The sequence below is a fragment of the Legionella quinlivanii genome (genome assembly GCF_900461555.1).
GTDB classification, from domain to species: Bacteria; Pseudomonadota; Gammaproteobacteria; order Legionellales; family Legionellaceae; genus Legionella_C; species Legionella_C quinlivanii.
Genome location: NZ_UGOX01000001.1, coordinates 2,182,237 through 2,198,101 on the forward strand (window position 1 = coordinate 2,182,237; position 15,865 = coordinate 2,198,101).

Below are 15,865 nucleotides of genomic sequence, written 5' to 3' on the forward strand. Positions count from 1 at the left end.
CATGATAGTGTTAATAGACAACCATGATTCATTTACATACAACCTGGTTCAGTATTTTCAAATATTAGGACAGAGCGTTGAAGTTGTTTTAAGTGATCAAGTCAGTATCTCCGACATCGAAAAACTTGAGCCGGACTATCTGGTTATTTCACCAGGCCCTAACCGGCCTGAAGACGCCGGAATTTCAATGGAAGCCATTCAATACTTTCATCAGAAACTACCCATACTAGGGGTTTGCCTCGGTCATCAATGTCTGGCCCAAGTGTTTGGCGGCAGAATCATCGGCGCTCCTCAGATTATGCATGGGAAAACCTCTTCCATATTGCACCATAAACTCAATTTATTTAAAGATATTCCTAATCCCTTTAATGCGACACGCTATCATTCGCTTCTGGTGGAACCCTCAAGCCTGCCCCAATGCTTTTCAATAGACGCATGGGCCAATAATGATATTATGGCAATTTCACATCGGCACTATCCTTTATATGGATTACAGTTTCATCCTGAGTCGATCTTAACTGAACACGGTCTTCATTTGCTGAGAAATTTTTTAAACTATGAACATTGCAGCCTACCTTGAGCATTTATTAAAAAAAGAAAATTTAAGCACTTTTGAAATGATGGATATTATGCGTGGCTGTATGGCAGGCGAAATATCCGATAGTCAGCTGGCTGCCTTTCTCGCATTAATGAGAGTAAAAGGTGAAACAGTCGAGGAATTGACCGCCGCGGCACAAGTGATGATAGAGATGGCGCATACTGTCGACCTCGGAGATAATCTTGTAGATATCGTTGGCACCGGAGGCGATGGAAAAAACACCTTCAATGTATCAACAGTCAGCAGCATAGTGACATCAGCTGCCGGTGCTCGCGTTGCCAAGCATGGGAATCGTTCAGTATCCAGCCGCAGCGGCAGTACCGACTTGCTAATGCAGGCTGGCATCAGACTTGAAATTGACGATGTCGATTTACAACGCTGCATGCAACAATACAAACTCTGTTTTTTATATGCCCCGCATTTCCACAAAGCAATTCAGAAAGCAAGAAAAGTGCGTCAGGAACTTGGGATCAGAACTTTTTTCAACCTCATTGGTCCTCTGGTCAATCCGGCGCGGCCAAGGAAACAGGTAGTGGGTGTATTTGACAAACGATGGCAAAAACCCTTGCTGGATGTGTTGGTCAATCTGGGAAGTGAACATACACTAGTGGTTTGCTCAAGAGATGGACTGGATGAAATCAGTATTGCAGCCCCCACTGATGTACTTGAATATCATAAAGGCGAATATAAAGAATGGACCATTAATCCAGAGGATTACCATTGTGCGCATGAGAATATCGATGAGATTATTGCAGACTCACCTGAGCAAAGCTTGAAGTATATGCAAAGTGTATTGCAGGGAGAAGTCAGCCCGGCCCGTGATATAGTGCTGTTAAACAGTGCCGCAGCCTTATACTGCAGTGATCACAGCAGCAGTTTTCAGGAAGGAATTTATGCGGCTGTGAATGCGATTGACAGCGGTGCGGCGCATCAGCGATTGAGCGAATTGCAGGCATTTTCCCAACATCTGGAAAACCCATAACTGCGTCACCCAAGCAAAGCCTTTACAGGAATAAATATGTCAAGTGTATTAGATAAAATTGCTGAATATAAACGCGAAGAAGTCGAAAAGGCAAAACGTTTGCGCCCTCTTGCACAACTAAGAGAACAGGAATTTCTGCCCAGTAGAAATTTTGCGGCCGCATTACAATCCAGAAAGCCATCAATTATCGCTGAAATTAAGAAAGCATCCCCCAGCAAAGGAGTGATTCGTGACGATTTTAATGTCGCTGAAATTGCTGGCATTTATGAAAAAAATGGCGCCAGCTGTTTATCTGTTCTGACTGACGAACATTTTTTTATGGGCAAAGCCGAAAACCTGCAAATAGCCAAAGCCCACTCCTCATGCCCTGCTTTGCGCAAAGATTTTATCATTGACAGTTATCAGGTGGATGAGAGCCGCGCATTAGGCGCAGATTGTATTCTGTTAATTGCTGCGATACTGGATGATGCTCAGTTACTCGATTTTTGCCAGCAAGCGCAGGCACTAAATATGGCAGTACTGGTAGAAAGCCATACTCTGGATGAGCTGCAGCGCGCTATTAAATTGCCCACGCCATTAATGGGTATTAATAATCGAAGCCTTCATAATTTTAGAACGGATATTCAAACGACCATTGAACTTTCCAATTATATACCGCCGGATAAACTGATTATAACTGAAAGCGGCATAAATACTCATGACGACATCCTAAAGATGCAGGCTGCTGGAATTCATCATTTCCTGATTGGCGAAAGTCTAATGCGAAGTCCAGATATTGGCAAAAAATTGCGAGAGTTTTTGCATCAGGATTGATATCCTGATGCGCTGCGCTTTCAACTTCAGTACAGTTTTAAACTCATTCCAGGTAAAGAACTAGCTTTGCTCAAAAACCAAAGTATCCGCGCTATCACCATACTCTGGGGGCGGAAGAATGGTGCTTTCTTTTTTCAAACGCATTCGGAAAAAACCGCTATTCCGTCTACTAGCGCGTTGAGTCTCACTACCCGTGTTTTCTCTGGGGCTATCCGTATTTGAAACAGTCTCTTCTCCAACAAGATTCCTGGTTAAGGCTGAGCCTGAAACAGAAGAGCCTGATGAGATTGCGTCTGGTTCCAAATATTCTCTGGTTTTAGCAATAAAACGATCCAGTTTATTTTTGATTTTATATGTTTGCACGATCGGGTTGTAACGCTTGCCTAAAAAACTTACGCTAGAAGAATCCTTGTAATAAATAAGAATCACCTTTCTAAGTCTTTCAAGAATTTGTACCAGAAGGGAATGGAGTGTTTTAGCATCCTCTACGAGCTGCGTTATACTAGCGGGCTTACTGCCAAGCTCATTTTCCATACTTTCGATTTTTTCATTAAACCACTTTACAAGGAAATCCCTTATCTCAGGTATTTTTATCTTTTTACCAGCTGACTTGATATTCGGAACATAGCTCAATCGAAGATATTTATCCAATTGATTTAAAAAGCTAATCAAACTTCCTCTTGCCTTTAAAGTAACCGGCTTATCTTTTAGATGCTCCAATTCATGGGATAACTCATCAAGCGCCGCAGCATCGACATCAAATGAGCTTGCGAGGATGGATTGCCTGAAATTAGTCTGGCTTATCTGAGGATAAAATCGAACTAATAATTTCAGTTTCAGAATAGGCAGTAATACTTTGCCAATCACCTCGCAGTGCTCCAGCAATTTGTTGCCATCCCCTTTGTGAGGAAATACAGAATCGGGCTCTGTTTCTTTGGGAACCTCTTTAGAGGCGCTTAATCGAGTCATTATTCTACCTAGAAAGAATAAAGTCGTCTTATATTCATTTGCAACATTTGTCATTTCTGCAAACCCAGCACGCCTGTCAGTGATTTTGCTGATCTCACTCATTATCTTTGAGCTTTCATCGCTAAGTGCATCAAAATGTCTGGTTAATCGGGACACATGTTCATTGGAGTAAACACCAAGAATCGCCATTAAATGATTCAAGTCAGGATATTTCTCACCCCCAAGAGAACATAGCGCCCTTCCAACTGAAAAGAGCAACTCAAGTGACGGCAGCATTTTATCTGGATTATCAAATATTTTTTTTAAAAAATAATGAGTCAAGGTATTGAACTCGCTAATTTTCCTGGAAACTTCAATGGATTCAGGGGAAGGACTTTCTCCCTCCTTTGGAGGTTTATAATTATAGAGTGTTTGCAGAGGCACTTGCTTATAGTATGAGACCATACAAACTCTCATCTCCTGAGCAATCAACTCAGCAGTCTTTTCGCATGCAGACTGCTCCTGTCTCGTATCTACGCAGCGTAACTTTGATTTCAAAATCAGCCGCTCTTTTTGCTTGATGCCTCGAGTAACCAGTTCGTCAAAAGATTTGGTCGACTCACGCTGTTCAAACCATTGATTCAAAGAATCAAAATGCTCAACCAAAGGATCCGTATAAAATTTTTGATTAGCAGCAATCAAATTACCGAGAAGTCGTCTAATTCTTTTTTGCGCAAAACTTGGCTTTGCACCTTTTTCAAAACCACGGTCTATTAAATTTTTCGCTTTCTCAACCAAAGGCCCATTTATAAAAAAATCATTAGGGTTATAAACTATTAACTGAAATAAAATGAGATAGGCAGCGAAAATTTGCCGGTTATCGAATTTGCTGTACATCGCATTCAATCCGTCCAGAATTTCACTTTGAGAGTAAAGCGCCTGAAGTCCTGTCACTCGTGACAGAATAATATCAAATTCATCCTGCCAGTTTGTACTCTTGTTACCTTTGCTGGTTAGGATAAACAAGGCCTCTCTCAAATGCATTTGCCTTTTAATTTCTGTCGGTGATAATTTTTCTCCTGACATTCGTTTCAGCATCAGATGATATGCTGTTGAAGTTAATTCTTTTGACGCATCATGAGCTTTTAATTGAGTAACCAACTGAAACATCATGTTCAACATTGCGTCATTGTTTATTTTTTGTAACTTGTCATATTGTTTTTGTGCACACAATCTTAGCTCATTGAAATATTCAACAGCGTAATTGTGTTTATCAAATAAGACGAATAGATCACTAAATAGCTTGCTTTTGTCTTTGACTTCGACCTTATTAAAAAATTCCTGTAAGCTTTTACCAATAGCTGCCTTATCTGTTTGAAGTAAACGCTCAAACTCCTGATAAATCGTGGCAGGATCATTTTTCATCCAACTATATAATTCTTTCACCGGTTCAGATTCGGCTTCATACACAATCTCCGCAGAAGAATCACAGCTCATATCGCTTCGTGCTGACGGTAACTCGCTATCTGGCTCATTACTGCGCTGTGAATTTAATGGGGAGGAGGTAAACGAGGAAGTTGAAGAGGAAAACGAAGCAGACAAAGAGCTCGTAAATGAATTACTGGATGACGAAGAGCATACAGACAGATGATCACCGCTGGCAGGAAAAAGGGAAGGATAAGAATCATAAAGAAAACCTGGTCCTGATTGACGAGGAGAGAGTAATCCGATCGGTTCTAATGGTATTCTTGAGATTAGCAGTTGCAAACTCTCATCGTTACCAGCCAAAGCTCTTGCGTCTTCACCTTTCAGATTTTTTGCATCTTTAATGACCGCTGCGGTACTCAGGTTGAAAGAGGCGATGGCCCATTGTTTTTTATAAATCACTGAATCCAGATAAGGGGGATTGCCGTTTTTATTGGGTAAATTAGTTATGCCAGGCAAATAACCAAGCAACAAACCCATTACTTTGGTATGGGGCCTGTCTTTTCTGACTAGCAAATGGAGTATGCTATCAGATTGGGAATTAAGGGTTTCTAGACCTCTGCGAAAATTTTCCAAACCAAGGAAGGTTTCCAACAAGTTAAATCGATTTATTTCAGTTTTGATCTCTTTTACATCGTTTAAGCCTGTTACTTCAATCTCAATTTTAGGTTCATCATCCGGAGCAAGTAAGGCATTATAAATACCTAAACTAATTTCAGGATAGACCAGCAAACCATTGAGCAATTCATGCCTGAATTTTGGTATTTCATCCCTGCCTTTATCATACAAATGATAAGCGGTGGCTAGTAATAAAGTTTGATCTTTTGAAAAAGTAGCAATCAAGGTTTCTAAAACAGCAGGTTCTTCCTTACTCGCTTTCTTCTCATTTTGTTGCACAACAAGTCTAATAATATCACGGAATATCATGCTATTTTCCCTAAACTTAAATCGATTTAATTTGATAAAAAAATTGATTTATTGAATGAGTTTTAATCCTTTTTTAAATTATCATGCTAATAATTTTTTGGCAAGATGTGTTTTTTTTCAACACGGAATTTGAATGAAAATTATTAAAATTCTCCATTCTCTATTTGAGAGCAAGATATTGAAAAAAAATGCTATTTGTTAGACGAAATCAGGTAGACTCATGACTGACAACAATCTCCAATAATTTTATATATTGCTCGCCATTCCCCTTTTCTTCGAGGTATAAATGGATAAATAAATCAAGACATGCTTTTTTAGAAATAGGCGATTTTTCATGCTGTACCTCCAGTGCCAAAGTCATTGCGGCAAGCACGGAAGACATCTTTTCAATGACTTCGCGAATATGCAGTGTTTGCAGTTCACTGGAAATGGATTTAAGAAAGGTAAAATGCGTTTCGAGAGCCAGGATTTGTTTGCTAAACAGTTCTTTATACTCATCTTTTTTGATTTTTTTTAATTGGCCGAGTAAATGATCAAGGAAAATTTCATCTACCTTAAAACGCAAAATATCTCGAAGAGTTTGCATCCAAAGTGTGAAATGAGTACCCTCCCAGTTTTCGCAAACGATACAATCTCGAAGCAAACGGGGAAGTGCGGAAAAACTTTCAATCGTTCCATTGCCCGCAAGGATATCGATGCAGTGATGAATATTATTTACAGCATGTTTTGCCGTGAAATATTTATTCAGATTAGCTAAGGTACGCAATAAATACTGCTGTTTTTTGTCTTCATTTTTCCCTGCATTTTTGTCAAACTCATCCTGCAACCCAACCATATAGAACGCGCTTGCCAGCATGGCAACCAGCTTCGCCTTGATTTGAGCCAAATGCTCTTTCACCAAAGGATATTGGATGATTTTTTTTCCAAAGGCATCCCGGTTGCATGCATAGTAATAGGCAATCTGATAGGCACGACGCGTCATTCCCAAAACTGAAAAGGCATTAAATATTCTCGAAAGATGTAAGACATTTTCCATAACCAGATGAATTCCCTCGCCAGCATTTCCAATCAGAAAAGCAAGCGATCCATCAAAATCTATTTCGCCTGTAGCCATTGAACGGGTACCTATCTTTTGCTTCAGTCGTCTGATTCTGAAGTAGTTGTCCTTCCCATCCTTAAGCTGCCTGGGTATTAGAAACAAACCCAAACCCCGGGTGCCAGTTTCCTGAGCATCTATTCGCGCAGTCAATAGAATAAGATCGGCATTAGCGTTGGAACAAAACCATTTCTCTCCTACAATTCGCCAGTTTTTTTGCTCGTCCTGAAAAGCCAGGCTAGCATTGGCTCCTACGTCGGAGCCGCCCTGAATTTCAGTTAAAAACTGAGCACCGGTATAGTTATCATCAAATGAGGGAGCAAGCAATTTATCCATAAAAAACTCATTATTCTTTAATGGCTTTATATTTAAAATTCGAATTATTCCTGCTGAACAGGCAATGGGGCAATTATGCCCAGCCTCTCCAGCGTGAGATGAAAGTAGAAAGAGAGACAGCGTTTTTTTCATTTCACCGGGATAACGCAAAAAGCGCATTAAACCGGAGCCATAAATAATATTACCTGCCTTAATATACGATGGATGGTGGATTACTTGCTCATGGCCTTCACCAATCGCGTTAAAATGGCTTAATTTAGGTAAGTTCTCATCCAGATTATTTTCTGAAACGCTTGGCTCTAAATCAAAAGCCACTTGGCTGGCAAACTGTTTTAACTGTTCAATGAACCCTTTATCGTTTGCAAATAGAATAGAATAGGAATGCATTAAACAGGAGTTTTCGCTTAGAATTTTTACTTTCAGCTGTTCGTTCCACTGCCTGAGATCATTCCTTGTTTTTTGATAAACTGATTGATTGTCCATTAAAGCTCCCTGCCAATGTATACATGCTGCAATAAATGATAACTCATCATATCTGAGTACGATATGTATGCAAATCAAAAGCTTGTTTATTTACACTCTATTCTGCCGTTTTCAAATTGTAATTGATTACCGCCGAAATCAGCAAAAAACTGCCCATGATAGGAATCAGTTTGTTTATTCCATTGTGCTGAAATAAACAATCTGGACCGCGACTTGTCTTCGCTGTCTACTGCCACCAAAAGCAGATTGCCTTGCCGCATACTGAATATTGTCGGTTCGACCTCATAGGGGAAATCAACGAGCGGCATTGAATTGGGCTTGTCAGCCACTGTGAATGTGATGTTTTCTGTCAAGCCCTGCATAGAGCAAGTAAGGGTTTTGTCGGAGGCGAATACCAGGCTTGGACAGAGCAGCAATAACGACAGAGTTTTCATAATAAGCTCTTGTGTCAGTAGGCAGCATATTCTTATTTTAGCCAAACCCTGATATTCCTCCAATTCACTAATGCGGCCGAGTTGTTCTGCTGCGATCAGCCTCGTGAAGTTTATTAGAAAACCTGAGCGACTTATCCAGTTTTGTATCCGCGGCCGAATCATTCTTTTTTGCCTGACTCTCCAGCCAGAGTAAAAACTTTCCCTTCAGGTAGTGCATTTTCTCTTTAATAATAATTGCCTCTTTATCGGAGATTACTTTTTTAGCTTTTTTAAAAATTTCTCCTTCCTCTTCCTTCACATGATGCTCTACGATTTCCTTTAGTTTCAATACAGCCTGAACCCATTGCTCGCTACCCCAGGAATGATTAACAATATTAATTTGTTCTTCAATTTCCACATGTTCTTTTTTCCCATGTTCAGCCAGATCCCTGGTAGATGGATGTTGTGATAGAAACTTGTAAAATGTTTCCTGTTCAGAATGAGCATGAACTAATAATTCCTGAGCAATTAACGTGACGATTTCATGCTGCCGCATCATCAATGTCGTTTTTTCAAATAATTTAAATAAATGATTCACTTTCTCGTGATCCATTTTTAAATAGTCATAAATATCCATTGGCGTCTCCTACGGGGTCATAACCACTTTAATACAGCCATCTTCTTTCTCGGCAAAATTTTTATAGGCATCAGGACCGTCTTTTAGCTTGATTCGATGCGTTATGATTTTAGAAGGATCGATTTCTCCCTCCAGTATTTTCTTTAACAGAACGGGTAAATAACGTTGTACGTGGGTTTGTCCCATTCTGAAGGTCAGGCCCTTGTTCATTGCTGCTCCGAAAGGAATATTATCCAGGGTATCAAGATAAACTCCTGGCATGGAAATAGTGCCTGCTTTTCCACAGCATTTAATTGCCTCCCTCAAAACATGAGCTCTGTCAGTAGCGAGATAAGTCATCTGCTTTACTCTATCCATAATGGAATCAAAACTAGGACCCACATGAGCCTCGCAACCTACCGCATCGATACAGCGCTCCGGGCCATGCCCTCGTGTCATTACCATCAGCGCATCATAGACGTCTTCTTCCTGAAAATTGATGGTTTCCGCTCTGCCGAGATTTTCAGCCAGAGTTAAGCGCTCGGGAACACAGTCGATAGCGATTACGCGCGCAGCACCAAGCATCCAGGCGCTTTGAATAGCAAATTGCCCCACAGGACCGCAACCCCATACAGCGACTGTGTCGCCGGCCTGTATATCGCAATTTTCAGCCGCCATGTAACCCGTGGGAAATATGTCCGATAAAAACAAAAGTTTGTCATCAGCAATGTTATCAGGCACTTTGATAGGACCTACAGTCGCAAAGGGCACCCTCACGAACTCTGCCTGCCCGCCTGAAAAACCACCCAATAAATGAGAATATCCAAACATGCCAGAAGGCGATTGTCCCATCTGATTTTTAGCCATTTCTGCATTGGGATTTGAAAGCTCACAGCAGGCAAACAATTTTTTCTTGCAAAATTGACACTTTCCACACGAAATGGTGAATGGAACGACAACCTTGTCGCCAACTTTCAGCTTTTTATTTGCAGAACCTACTTCGACAACTTCCCCCATAAACTCATGACCTATCACATCACCTGATTCCATAGCAGGCATTAATCCATTGTACAAATGAAGGTCGGAGCCGCAGATTGCGGTTGCAGTCACACGAATAATTGCGTCCTGATCATTAATAATTTCCGGATCAGGGACATTTTCAATACGTACATCCTTTTTTCCATGCCAGCAGATTGCTTTCATTTCAATTTCCTTATCGACTGAACCCAGTAGAAGTGGCGATTTTTGAAAAAACTGATATGGGAATAAAGAAGAGTAACAACGTTCGCCCATATCTTTAACAGATAGGATATTTTTTGAATTATTGCAACTCAAACCTGAACGGTATATTGTAAATTGACAAAAGCTGCTTTAACTTTTAGCCATAATAGGGATGGACAATAATGCTGCATATCACAAAAGATCTGGAATTTCCTGACTCTTTGGATCCTTTATACGACAAAGCGATTAAATATGAGTGGATTTCATTGTTGTATATGATAAGCACCACATTTTTTTCCTTCATTGTAATGTCCAATTCGCAAACAATGAAAACCATCTGGCTGGAAGATACTTTGGGTATTATCCCCCCCGCTTCATTTTTAGTGGCGAGCCGTATTATTCAATGGAAAGCCAACAAAAAATTTCCCTATGGTTACCATAAAATAACAGGCATGTCTTACTTCGCCAGTTCACTTGCTCTGTTTTTCCTGGGAGTCTATTTACTGATTGATGGAAGCCTGGTGTTACTTAAAAACGAGCATCCCAATATTCCTGATGTATCCTTTTCAGGTTACTCCATTTGGCTGGGCTATATCATGATCATTGCCCTACTATGGTCAAGTCTGCCTTCAACTATTCTCGGCCACCTTAAAATCCCTTTGTCGCTCAAGTTGTATGACAAAATATTATTTGCCGATTCCAAAATGAACAAGGCCAGTTGGATGAGCGGCTTTGCAAGCATTATTGGTATCATAGGTATTAGAATGGGGTTCTGGTGGGCTGACGCAGGCATAGCCATTCTGATATCCTTTAGCATCATTAATGATGGTTATAGTAACCTGAAGAACTCGATATTGGATCTCATGGATGAGGTGCCTGAAACCATTGAAAAAAACAAAACGGATCCCCTTCTTTCCGAAGTGCGGTCCATAATCAAAAATGAAGACTGGGTTAAATCCTTTGAGATGCGATTTCGTGTAGTTGGTCATTTATTCTTTGGCGATATTTTTATTATTCCAAAGACAAAAACGATTGCTGTTGAAAAAATTCAAAGTCTGCGGGACAAAATTGAAGACCGCAACTGGCGCTTGCATGATATTACGATTACTGTGTTACCTGAGCGACTTATGATCCCTTCAGGGGAAAAGAAATAAACATAACAGTTTAAGACCTGCATGCACTGACATTAAGTATGCTCAACTTTCCATTACGCTGGCCGAAGGCCTAGGTATCTAAACATCTCTGGAAGCAGAGTTTCCTCCTGGCTTCTGTGTCCCTCGGCCGAGGGATCCTCCTCCCGCCCACGCGCCACGGCCTTGTCCGGGGCATCCTCACTTCTATCCTTTGAGTAACCTGGATCACCCGAACAAGTCGGGTGACGTAGGCAAGTCGGGTGACGTAGGCAAGTCGGAAGACGTAGAGCGAGAATGACATAGCTTGGGGATGCAAAATCACTCCAATGAACAGACATTTAAATTTTTGAGCAAACTTGCTGATCTGTTCTATGCTTAAAAGAGGAAAATAAAAAAACAAATACAATTAAGGAAATACTATCATGAGAACCATAATCTTACTCATGTTAGCAGTAACGTCTTCCAGTTTTTCTCTCCCGTCGCCCGTTCTCCACTCGCAAAATCAAATTGAGCAAACTGTCTTTGAAGATATTATTTCTTTAATTAATCCCGAAGTAGATTTTCCCCCTCCCCCTAGCCTTGGGGAAATTCAAAAAATGCTTAAAGAGCAAGCGCCGGATTTACGACCGGAAGTGGTGAGTAAAGTCTTGACCACCCTACGGTGCACACGTGAATTTAAACTGCCCTACAATAAAAATATACTGACGGTTATCGATTACTCTCTGCCCTCTAGCGAAAAGCGTTTCTGGGTTTTTGATTTATCTCAGCAACGATTATTGTTTCATACCTATGTTTCGCACGGGATCACTTCCGGCAGCTTGAACACCAATTATTTTTCCAATAAATACAATAGCAAGGCGAGCAGTATCGGCGTTTACACGACGGATCAGGCTTACTATGGCCGCGAAGGATTATCTTTAAGGCTGGATGGCCTTGATCGCGGATTCAATGACAATGCATCCAACCGCGCAGTGGTTATGCACGGCGGCTGGTATATGGCAGAAGATTTTATCAAAAAGTATGGCCGCCCGGGGCGAAGCTGGGGATGTCCGGCTTTACCAATGGATAAAACCGTTCCTATTATTAATGCAATCAAGAATAAATCATTGTTTGTCATTTACTATCCCAGTGACAGCTGGTTTGTTCGTTCCAAGTTTCTTAACTGCAGCCGTTTTAACCTGGCAAAGCAGGCTAAATCTGAACTTGAAATAAAACCTGCCGAAGAAGAGCGGGAGGCCATTCTCTTTGTCGACAACAATAAGAACAGTTCTCGTCAGGAAGAGGAGCCTATCGCGGTAATCGATGCCGATAATTATGTTCGTATTTTTAAAACCAAAGCGCCTTTGGAAAGAATGCTGCGACGACAAATCAATCACATGGAGTATATTGCCTTAAGCAATGCGGAATTCAACAGCCTTATTTCCAATAAAGATAAAATACTGAATGTCAATAATGATCTGGAAGAAGTGTCCTTTGTGATACCCGTTATCAAGATGGTAAGAGGCTATTATGAAACTGAGATGCATGTTGTTCCGCTGGGAAAAATAAAGAGTGTGGAAGTTAATTCAGATCCTTCGCGCACTGACGCTCAGGCCAAAAGCTACACGGTTCATTTCGATAATAAAACAGTGAATCTGAGGCCTAGCAACCAATTCATCCGCTGGCTCGGATTATAAACAATAAGGATTGCTATGGAAATCGGAAGTAGTTGCAGCCTTTCAAGTTTTGATAATGTGGTGAATCGACGAATTGTTCTGGTTTTACAAGGAGGCGGTGCATTGGGTGCTTTTCAGGCTGGTGTTTATGAAACACTTGAAAAAAACAATTATATTCCCAATTGGATAGGTGGAACCTCTATTGGAGCTATCAACGCCAGTATCATTGCCGGAAACTATCCTGAAAACCGCTTAAAAAAATTGCAGCAATTCTGGCAGACGGTCACTCAACCGGATATTTTTCAATTCAGCGATGATATGTCGGAAGGGCTTCGACGCTTTTTCATGCAAATTCAGTTTCAAATGCTGATTCTCTCAGGGATCCCGGTATTTTTTAAGCCTCAAATCAATAACTTTCTCAGTTGGATGCAAGGAAGCTTCAACAGTTTTTATGACACAAGCCCCTTGCGGGAATTTTTAAAAGAGTTAATTGATTTTGACTATTTGAATCGCCAGGAAATACGGCTAAGTCTTGGGGCAACCAACCTGCATACCGGGCAAATTCGGTATTTTGATTCCCGCTTTGAGAAAATTGGACCAGAGCATGTGATGGCTAGCGGCGCCCTGCCTCCTGCCTTTCCCCCCATTCTTATTGACAATGAATATTATTGGGATGGCGGGATTTACTCCAACACCCCTTTATCAATTGTTCTGGATGATTTTCCTCGCGTTAATTCGCTTTGTTTTATGGTCGATCTCTGGAGTCCTGAAGGCGCTCTGCCAGGAACTCTGGATGAGGTCCGTAAAAGGAATCTGGAAATTATTTATAGCAGCCGTTATGAAGAGCACCGAAAAAATTATGAAGCCATGCACAATATGCGCCGGGCTATTCGTGCTTTGTATAGTCAGTTACCCCCTGAAAAACAGCAGGATCCTGAAAATCTGCGATTAGTATCCCTGGGATGCATAACCAGCATGGACATTGTACAAATCCAATATGAACAAAAACCCTGGGAATCCTCAACCAAGGACGCTGATTTTAGCGCATCATCTATCAAGTCACGCTGGGAACAAGGTAAATTAAAAACGCAAATGCTGCTGGATAAAAAGACATTTGCAGAGCCGCACCCTCCTCATGTAGGGGTAGTGATTCATCGATAAAAGCAGGCTGTTAAAATAATCAGGTTATTGTTATTCTAAAGCATACTGAATGCAGGAACTAATTCATTTTGAAACCACGCTTATCCAATTTATCCGTTTTTATTGGGCTGATTTTGACAGCAAGCTCCTTGTTTGCCGTCAACGAGCGCCAGAGCGCTACACATGCGCGTGAGGAACGCCACAATCTTCTGGGTGTTTTTGTTGGCGGGCATTATGTTGATCATAACGATCATTTCACCTATGGTCTTGAATATCATCGTGTAGTTTACTTTCCTTTCGGATTTAGTGTGATCGCTGAGAATACTCCGATCAATAAAAAGCATAATAGTGAAACCGAGTTTTTTGCATTGGCAACCTATAATTTTTTTGAATATTTCACGATGGGAGTGGGACCTGGAATCAAATATGAAAAAGAAGAGCCCAACCGAATGCTTGGGCGGGTTACTCTTGGCCACATTTTTCATATCAAGCCCGACATGGAAATGACGCCGAATGTCGACTTTGATGTGAGTGAGAAAGGCGGCAGTAAATTTGTGTTTGGTGTTACATTTGGAAAACAGTTTTAATTTGGAGAGAATTCAAATAAAAATGAGCTTCTCAACTTTCAATGCGTTAGCGGCTTATCCAGGCCACGGAACCCATTGAATAAAACCTCCAGCGCTCTTTTCCCCATGGGTTCCTGGGGACAAAATGGGATTGAAGCCGCAAAACCGATGTCATCCTCCAGCTGCTCCCAATGTTTAGCCTGATACAGTATCGGTTCGATTTTTTTATAAAGCGCTTTCATTGCCATATCGTCCACAGACAAACTTCGATGCCTTGAACGGGTCAGCATTGTCCATAAGCTTTGGTGTAAAGCATACTTCAAAATATAAATTGCTTCATCAAATCCCGGAAAATCATTTTCCAGATTAATAAATGAAGTCTCATTATAAAGATGAGTAAATTGATAGTCGTTGCAAGAAAATTCACTGTCAATCGTATCCTGAGTCACTGGGTTGGAATATTGGCAGCGGAATAAATAAAGAATGCTTTCTCCGGTTGCATCCTCAGTGAGCCTGAAGCATCCTTGAAAAATAAAAGGCTGCTTCCATACTGCGACCAATATCAGAGTTTCTATGGAGATAGAAGTAAATTTAGATTTATCGGTTACCAATGAGGTAATTCCTTAGGCATACGCAGCCAGTTAGTATCGGGGTAAGGGCAGGCGGCATCGATCGCATGCAATATATAAGCATGGCGGGATTTATTCGAATGGTTGGCATTACTTTTATGCGGTAAACGACCATGAAGTACCACTAGACTGCCCTGCTTTACTTCTACAGGCACACTATATTTGTCCTGCCAGATTAAGGGATAATAATCCTCAAACTCGATGACATCCCCCTTTCTAATCATTTTTCTTGATAAGGGAATCGTTGTAGGGCTTGGCATAACCTGCAAACAGCCATTTTCAAGCGTTGCATCCTCAAGAGCAAACCAGAACCCCAGAGCATCTTTCGGACTATGTAAAAAAGTAGAATCCTGATGGCAGCCTACTTCGCTCCCTATACCAGGTTGTTTAAACAGATACATCGATTGCAGCAAACCGGGTTTCTCAAATCCTAATTGATGGCAAATGGTTTTCAGACGTTCACTTCTTGAATATAACCGGAATATCGGATCAAGCACATGCAAAGCGTGCCCAATTTTATTCAATGACTTTTCCAGTGTTTTAGTCATGTTCCCCTGTTCGTTAAAAGCCTCAGGTTCAAAGAATAGCCGAATTTTATCACCGGAATTTAAAAAATACTCTGTTTTGGCGTGATCCTGGGTTTCGGACGTGAATACGGTCACCGGAATATCCTGTTGATATTCATTAATTATAAAATTAACTCTATCGATGAGCGTTTCACAAATTGAAGGAGTAAAAAATTTTTCAATCACCAGATAGCCATTTGTGAGAAAATGATCAAGTTGCAGAGCCGACAATTCCATCCATACACCCCTTACAGCATT

General features: G+C 41.0%; 14 protein-coding genes. 7 read left to right on the forward strand and 7 right to left on the reverse strand.

Annotated elements, in window-relative coordinates; all coding sequences use genetic code 11:
• Position 1: 1 nt before the first annotated feature.
• The 3 genes from DYH61_RS09350 to trpC are packed head-to-tail and all read left to right on the forward strand — an operon-like array spanning position 2 to position 2,393.
• Positions 2-580 carry an anthranilate synthase component II gene (locus tag DYH61_RS09350; RefSeq protein ID WP_058508827.1) on the forward strand — a complete coding sequence of 193 codons (579 nt, stop codon included), beginning with the start codon at positions 2-4 and terminating at the stop codon, positions 578-580.
• Positions 558-1,580, forward strand: coding sequence for an anthranilate phosphoribosyltransferase (gene trpD, locus DYH61_RS09355; protein WP_058508826.1), 1,023 nt, complete (start codon positions 558-560; stop codon positions 1,578-1,580). Before DYH61_RS09350 ends, trpD begins: the two co-directional genes overlap by 23 nt.
• 36 nt (positions 1,581-1,616) lie before the next feature.
• The gene (gene trpC / locus DYH61_RS09360; protein WP_058508825.1) at positions 1,617-2,393 is read left to right on the forward strand and encodes an indole-3-glycerol phosphate synthase TrpC; all 777 of its coding nucleotides are present in this window, start codon (positions 1,617-1,619) and stop codon (positions 2,391-2,393) included.
• A 60-nt stretch (positions 2,394-2,453) separates the two neighbouring features.
• On the opposite strand, the gene DYH61_RS09365 is transcribed toward trpC, so the two are convergent.
• The 5 genes from DYH61_RS09365 to DYH61_RS09385 all read right to left on the reverse strand — a co-directional run bounded on the left by DYH61_RS09365 (position 2,454) and on the right by DYH61_RS09385 (position 9,900).
• Positions 2,454-5,753: a RasGEF domain-containing protein gene (locus tag DYH61_RS09365; protein ID WP_058508824.1), complete on the reverse strand. Its 3,300-nt coding sequence runs from the start codon at positions 5,751-5,753 to the stop codon at positions 2,454-2,456.
• A 208-nt stretch (positions 5,754-5,961) separates the two neighbouring features.
• Entirely contained in the window at positions 5,962-7,668 is a 1,707-nt protein-coding gene (locus DYH61_RS09370; RefSeq protein WP_058508823.1) for an acyl-CoA dehydrogenase family protein, read from the reverse strand.
• A gap of 86 nt (positions 7,669-7,754) precedes the next feature.
• On the reverse strand, positions 7,755-8,102 hold the full coding sequence (locus tag DYH61_RS09375) for a hypothetical protein (protein WP_058508822.1): 348 nt from the start codon (positions 8,100-8,102) through the stop codon (positions 7,755-7,757).
• Positions 8,103-8,169: 67 nt separating this feature from the next.
• Positions 8,170-8,718, reverse strand: coding sequence for a hemerythrin domain-containing protein (locus DYH61_RS09380; RefSeq protein ID WP_058508821.1), 549 nt, complete (start codon positions 8,716-8,718; stop codon positions 8,170-8,172).
• Between the two features lie 9 nt (positions 8,719-8,727).
• A complete protein-coding gene (locus tag DYH61_RS09385) occupies positions 8,728-9,900 on the reverse strand; it encodes a zinc-dependent alcohol dehydrogenase (protein WP_058508820.1) in 1,173 nt (390 codons plus the stop codon).
• Between the two features lie 200 nt (positions 9,901-10,100).
• On the opposite strand from DYH61_RS09385, the gene DYH61_RS09390 reads away from it, so the two are divergent.
• The 4 genes from DYH61_RS09390 (at position 10,101) to DYH61_RS09405 (ending at position 14,433) form a co-directional block, all read left to right on the forward strand.
• Positions 10,101-11,072 carry a cation efflux transmembrane domain-containing protein gene (locus DYH61_RS09390; protein ID WP_058508819.1) on the forward strand — a complete coding sequence of 324 codons (972 nt, stop codon included), beginning with the start codon at positions 10,101-10,103 and terminating at the stop codon, positions 11,070-11,072.
• 401 nt (positions 11,073-11,473) lie between these two features.
• A complete protein-coding gene (locus DYH61_RS09395; RefSeq protein WP_058508818.1) occupies positions 11,474-12,727 on the forward strand; it encodes a murein L,D-transpeptidase catalytic domain family protein in 1,254 nt (417 codons plus the stop codon).
• A 15-nt stretch (positions 12,728-12,742) separates the two neighbouring features.
• Positions 12,743-13,867 (forward strand): patatin-like phospholipase family protein, encoded by a 1,125-nt coding sequence (locus tag DYH61_RS09400; protein WP_058508817.1) that lies wholly within the window; start codon positions 12,743-12,745, stop codon positions 13,865-13,867.
• 68 nt (positions 13,868-13,935) lie between these two features.
• Positions 13,936-14,433 carry a hypothetical protein gene (locus DYH61_RS09405; RefSeq protein WP_234999829.1) on the forward strand — a complete coding sequence of 166 codons (498 nt, stop codon included), beginning with the start codon at positions 13,936-13,938 and terminating at the stop codon, positions 14,431-14,433.
• A 38-nt stretch (positions 14,434-14,471) separates the two neighbouring features.
• Here DYH61_RS09405 and DYH61_RS09410 read toward each other — a convergent pair whose 3' ends face one another.
• Together DYH61_RS09410 and DYH61_RS09415 are read right to left on the reverse strand one after the other, a co-directional pair.
• Positions 14,472-15,023 (reverse strand): hypothetical protein, encoded by a 552-nt coding sequence (locus DYH61_RS09410; protein WP_058508816.1) that lies wholly within the window; start codon positions 15,021-15,023, stop codon positions 14,472-14,474.
• On the reverse strand, positions 15,017-15,844 hold the full coding sequence (locus DYH61_RS09415) for a phytanoyl-CoA dioxygenase family protein (RefSeq protein ID WP_058509031.1): 828 nt from the start codon (positions 15,842-15,844) through the stop codon (positions 15,017-15,019). Before DYH61_RS09415 ends, DYH61_RS09410 begins: the two co-directional genes overlap by 7 nt.
• Positions 15,845-15,865 lie beyond the last annotated feature (21 nt).

What these genes read in the sequence shown, in the direction of transcription:
- DYH61_RS09350 (WP_058508827.1), top strand. Translation starts at nt 2, where the DNA reads ATGATAGTGTTAATAGACAACCATGATTCATTTACATACAACCTGGTT.
- trpD (WP_058508826.1), top strand. Translation starts at nt 558, where the DNA reads ATGAACATTGCAGCCTACCTTGAGCATTTATTAAAAAAAGAAAATTTA.
- trpC (WP_058508825.1), top strand. Translation starts at nt 1,617, where the DNA reads ATGTCAAGTGTATTAGATAAAATTGCTGAATATAAACGCGAAGAAGTC.
- DYH61_RS09365 (WP_058508824.1), bottom strand. Translation starts at nt 5,753, where the DNA reads ATGATATTCCGTGATATTATTAGACTTGTTGTGCAACAAAATGAGAAG.
- DYH61_RS09370 (WP_058508823.1), bottom strand. Translation starts at nt 7,668, where the DNA reads ATGGACAATCAATCAGTTTATCAAAAAACAAGGAATGATCTCAGGCAG.
- DYH61_RS09375 (WP_058508822.1), bottom strand. Translation starts at nt 8,102, where the DNA reads ATGAAAACTCTGTCGTTATTGCTGCTCTGTCCAAGCCTGGTATTCGCC.
- DYH61_RS09380 (WP_058508821.1), bottom strand. Translation starts at nt 8,718, where the DNA reads ATGGATATTTATGACTATTTAAAAATGGATCACGAGAAAGTGAATCAT.
- DYH61_RS09385 (WP_058508820.1), bottom strand. Translation starts at nt 9,900, where the DNA reads ATGAAAGCAATCTGCTGGCATGGAAAAAAGGATGTACGTATTGAAAAT.
- DYH61_RS09390 (WP_058508819.1), top strand. Translation starts at nt 10,101, where the DNA reads ATGCTGCATATCACAAAAGATCTGGAATTTCCTGACTCTTTGGATCCT.
- DYH61_RS09395 (WP_058508818.1), top strand. Translation starts at nt 11,474, where the DNA reads ATGAGAACCATAATCTTACTCATGTTAGCAGTAACGTCTTCCAGTTTT.
- DYH61_RS09400 (WP_058508817.1), top strand. Translation starts at nt 12,743, where the DNA reads ATGGAAATCGGAAGTAGTTGCAGCCTTTCAAGTTTTGATAATGTGGTG.
- DYH61_RS09415 (WP_058509031.1), bottom strand. Translation starts at nt 15,844, where the DNA reads ATGGAATTGTCGGCTCTGCAACTTGATCATTTTCTCACAAATGGCTAT.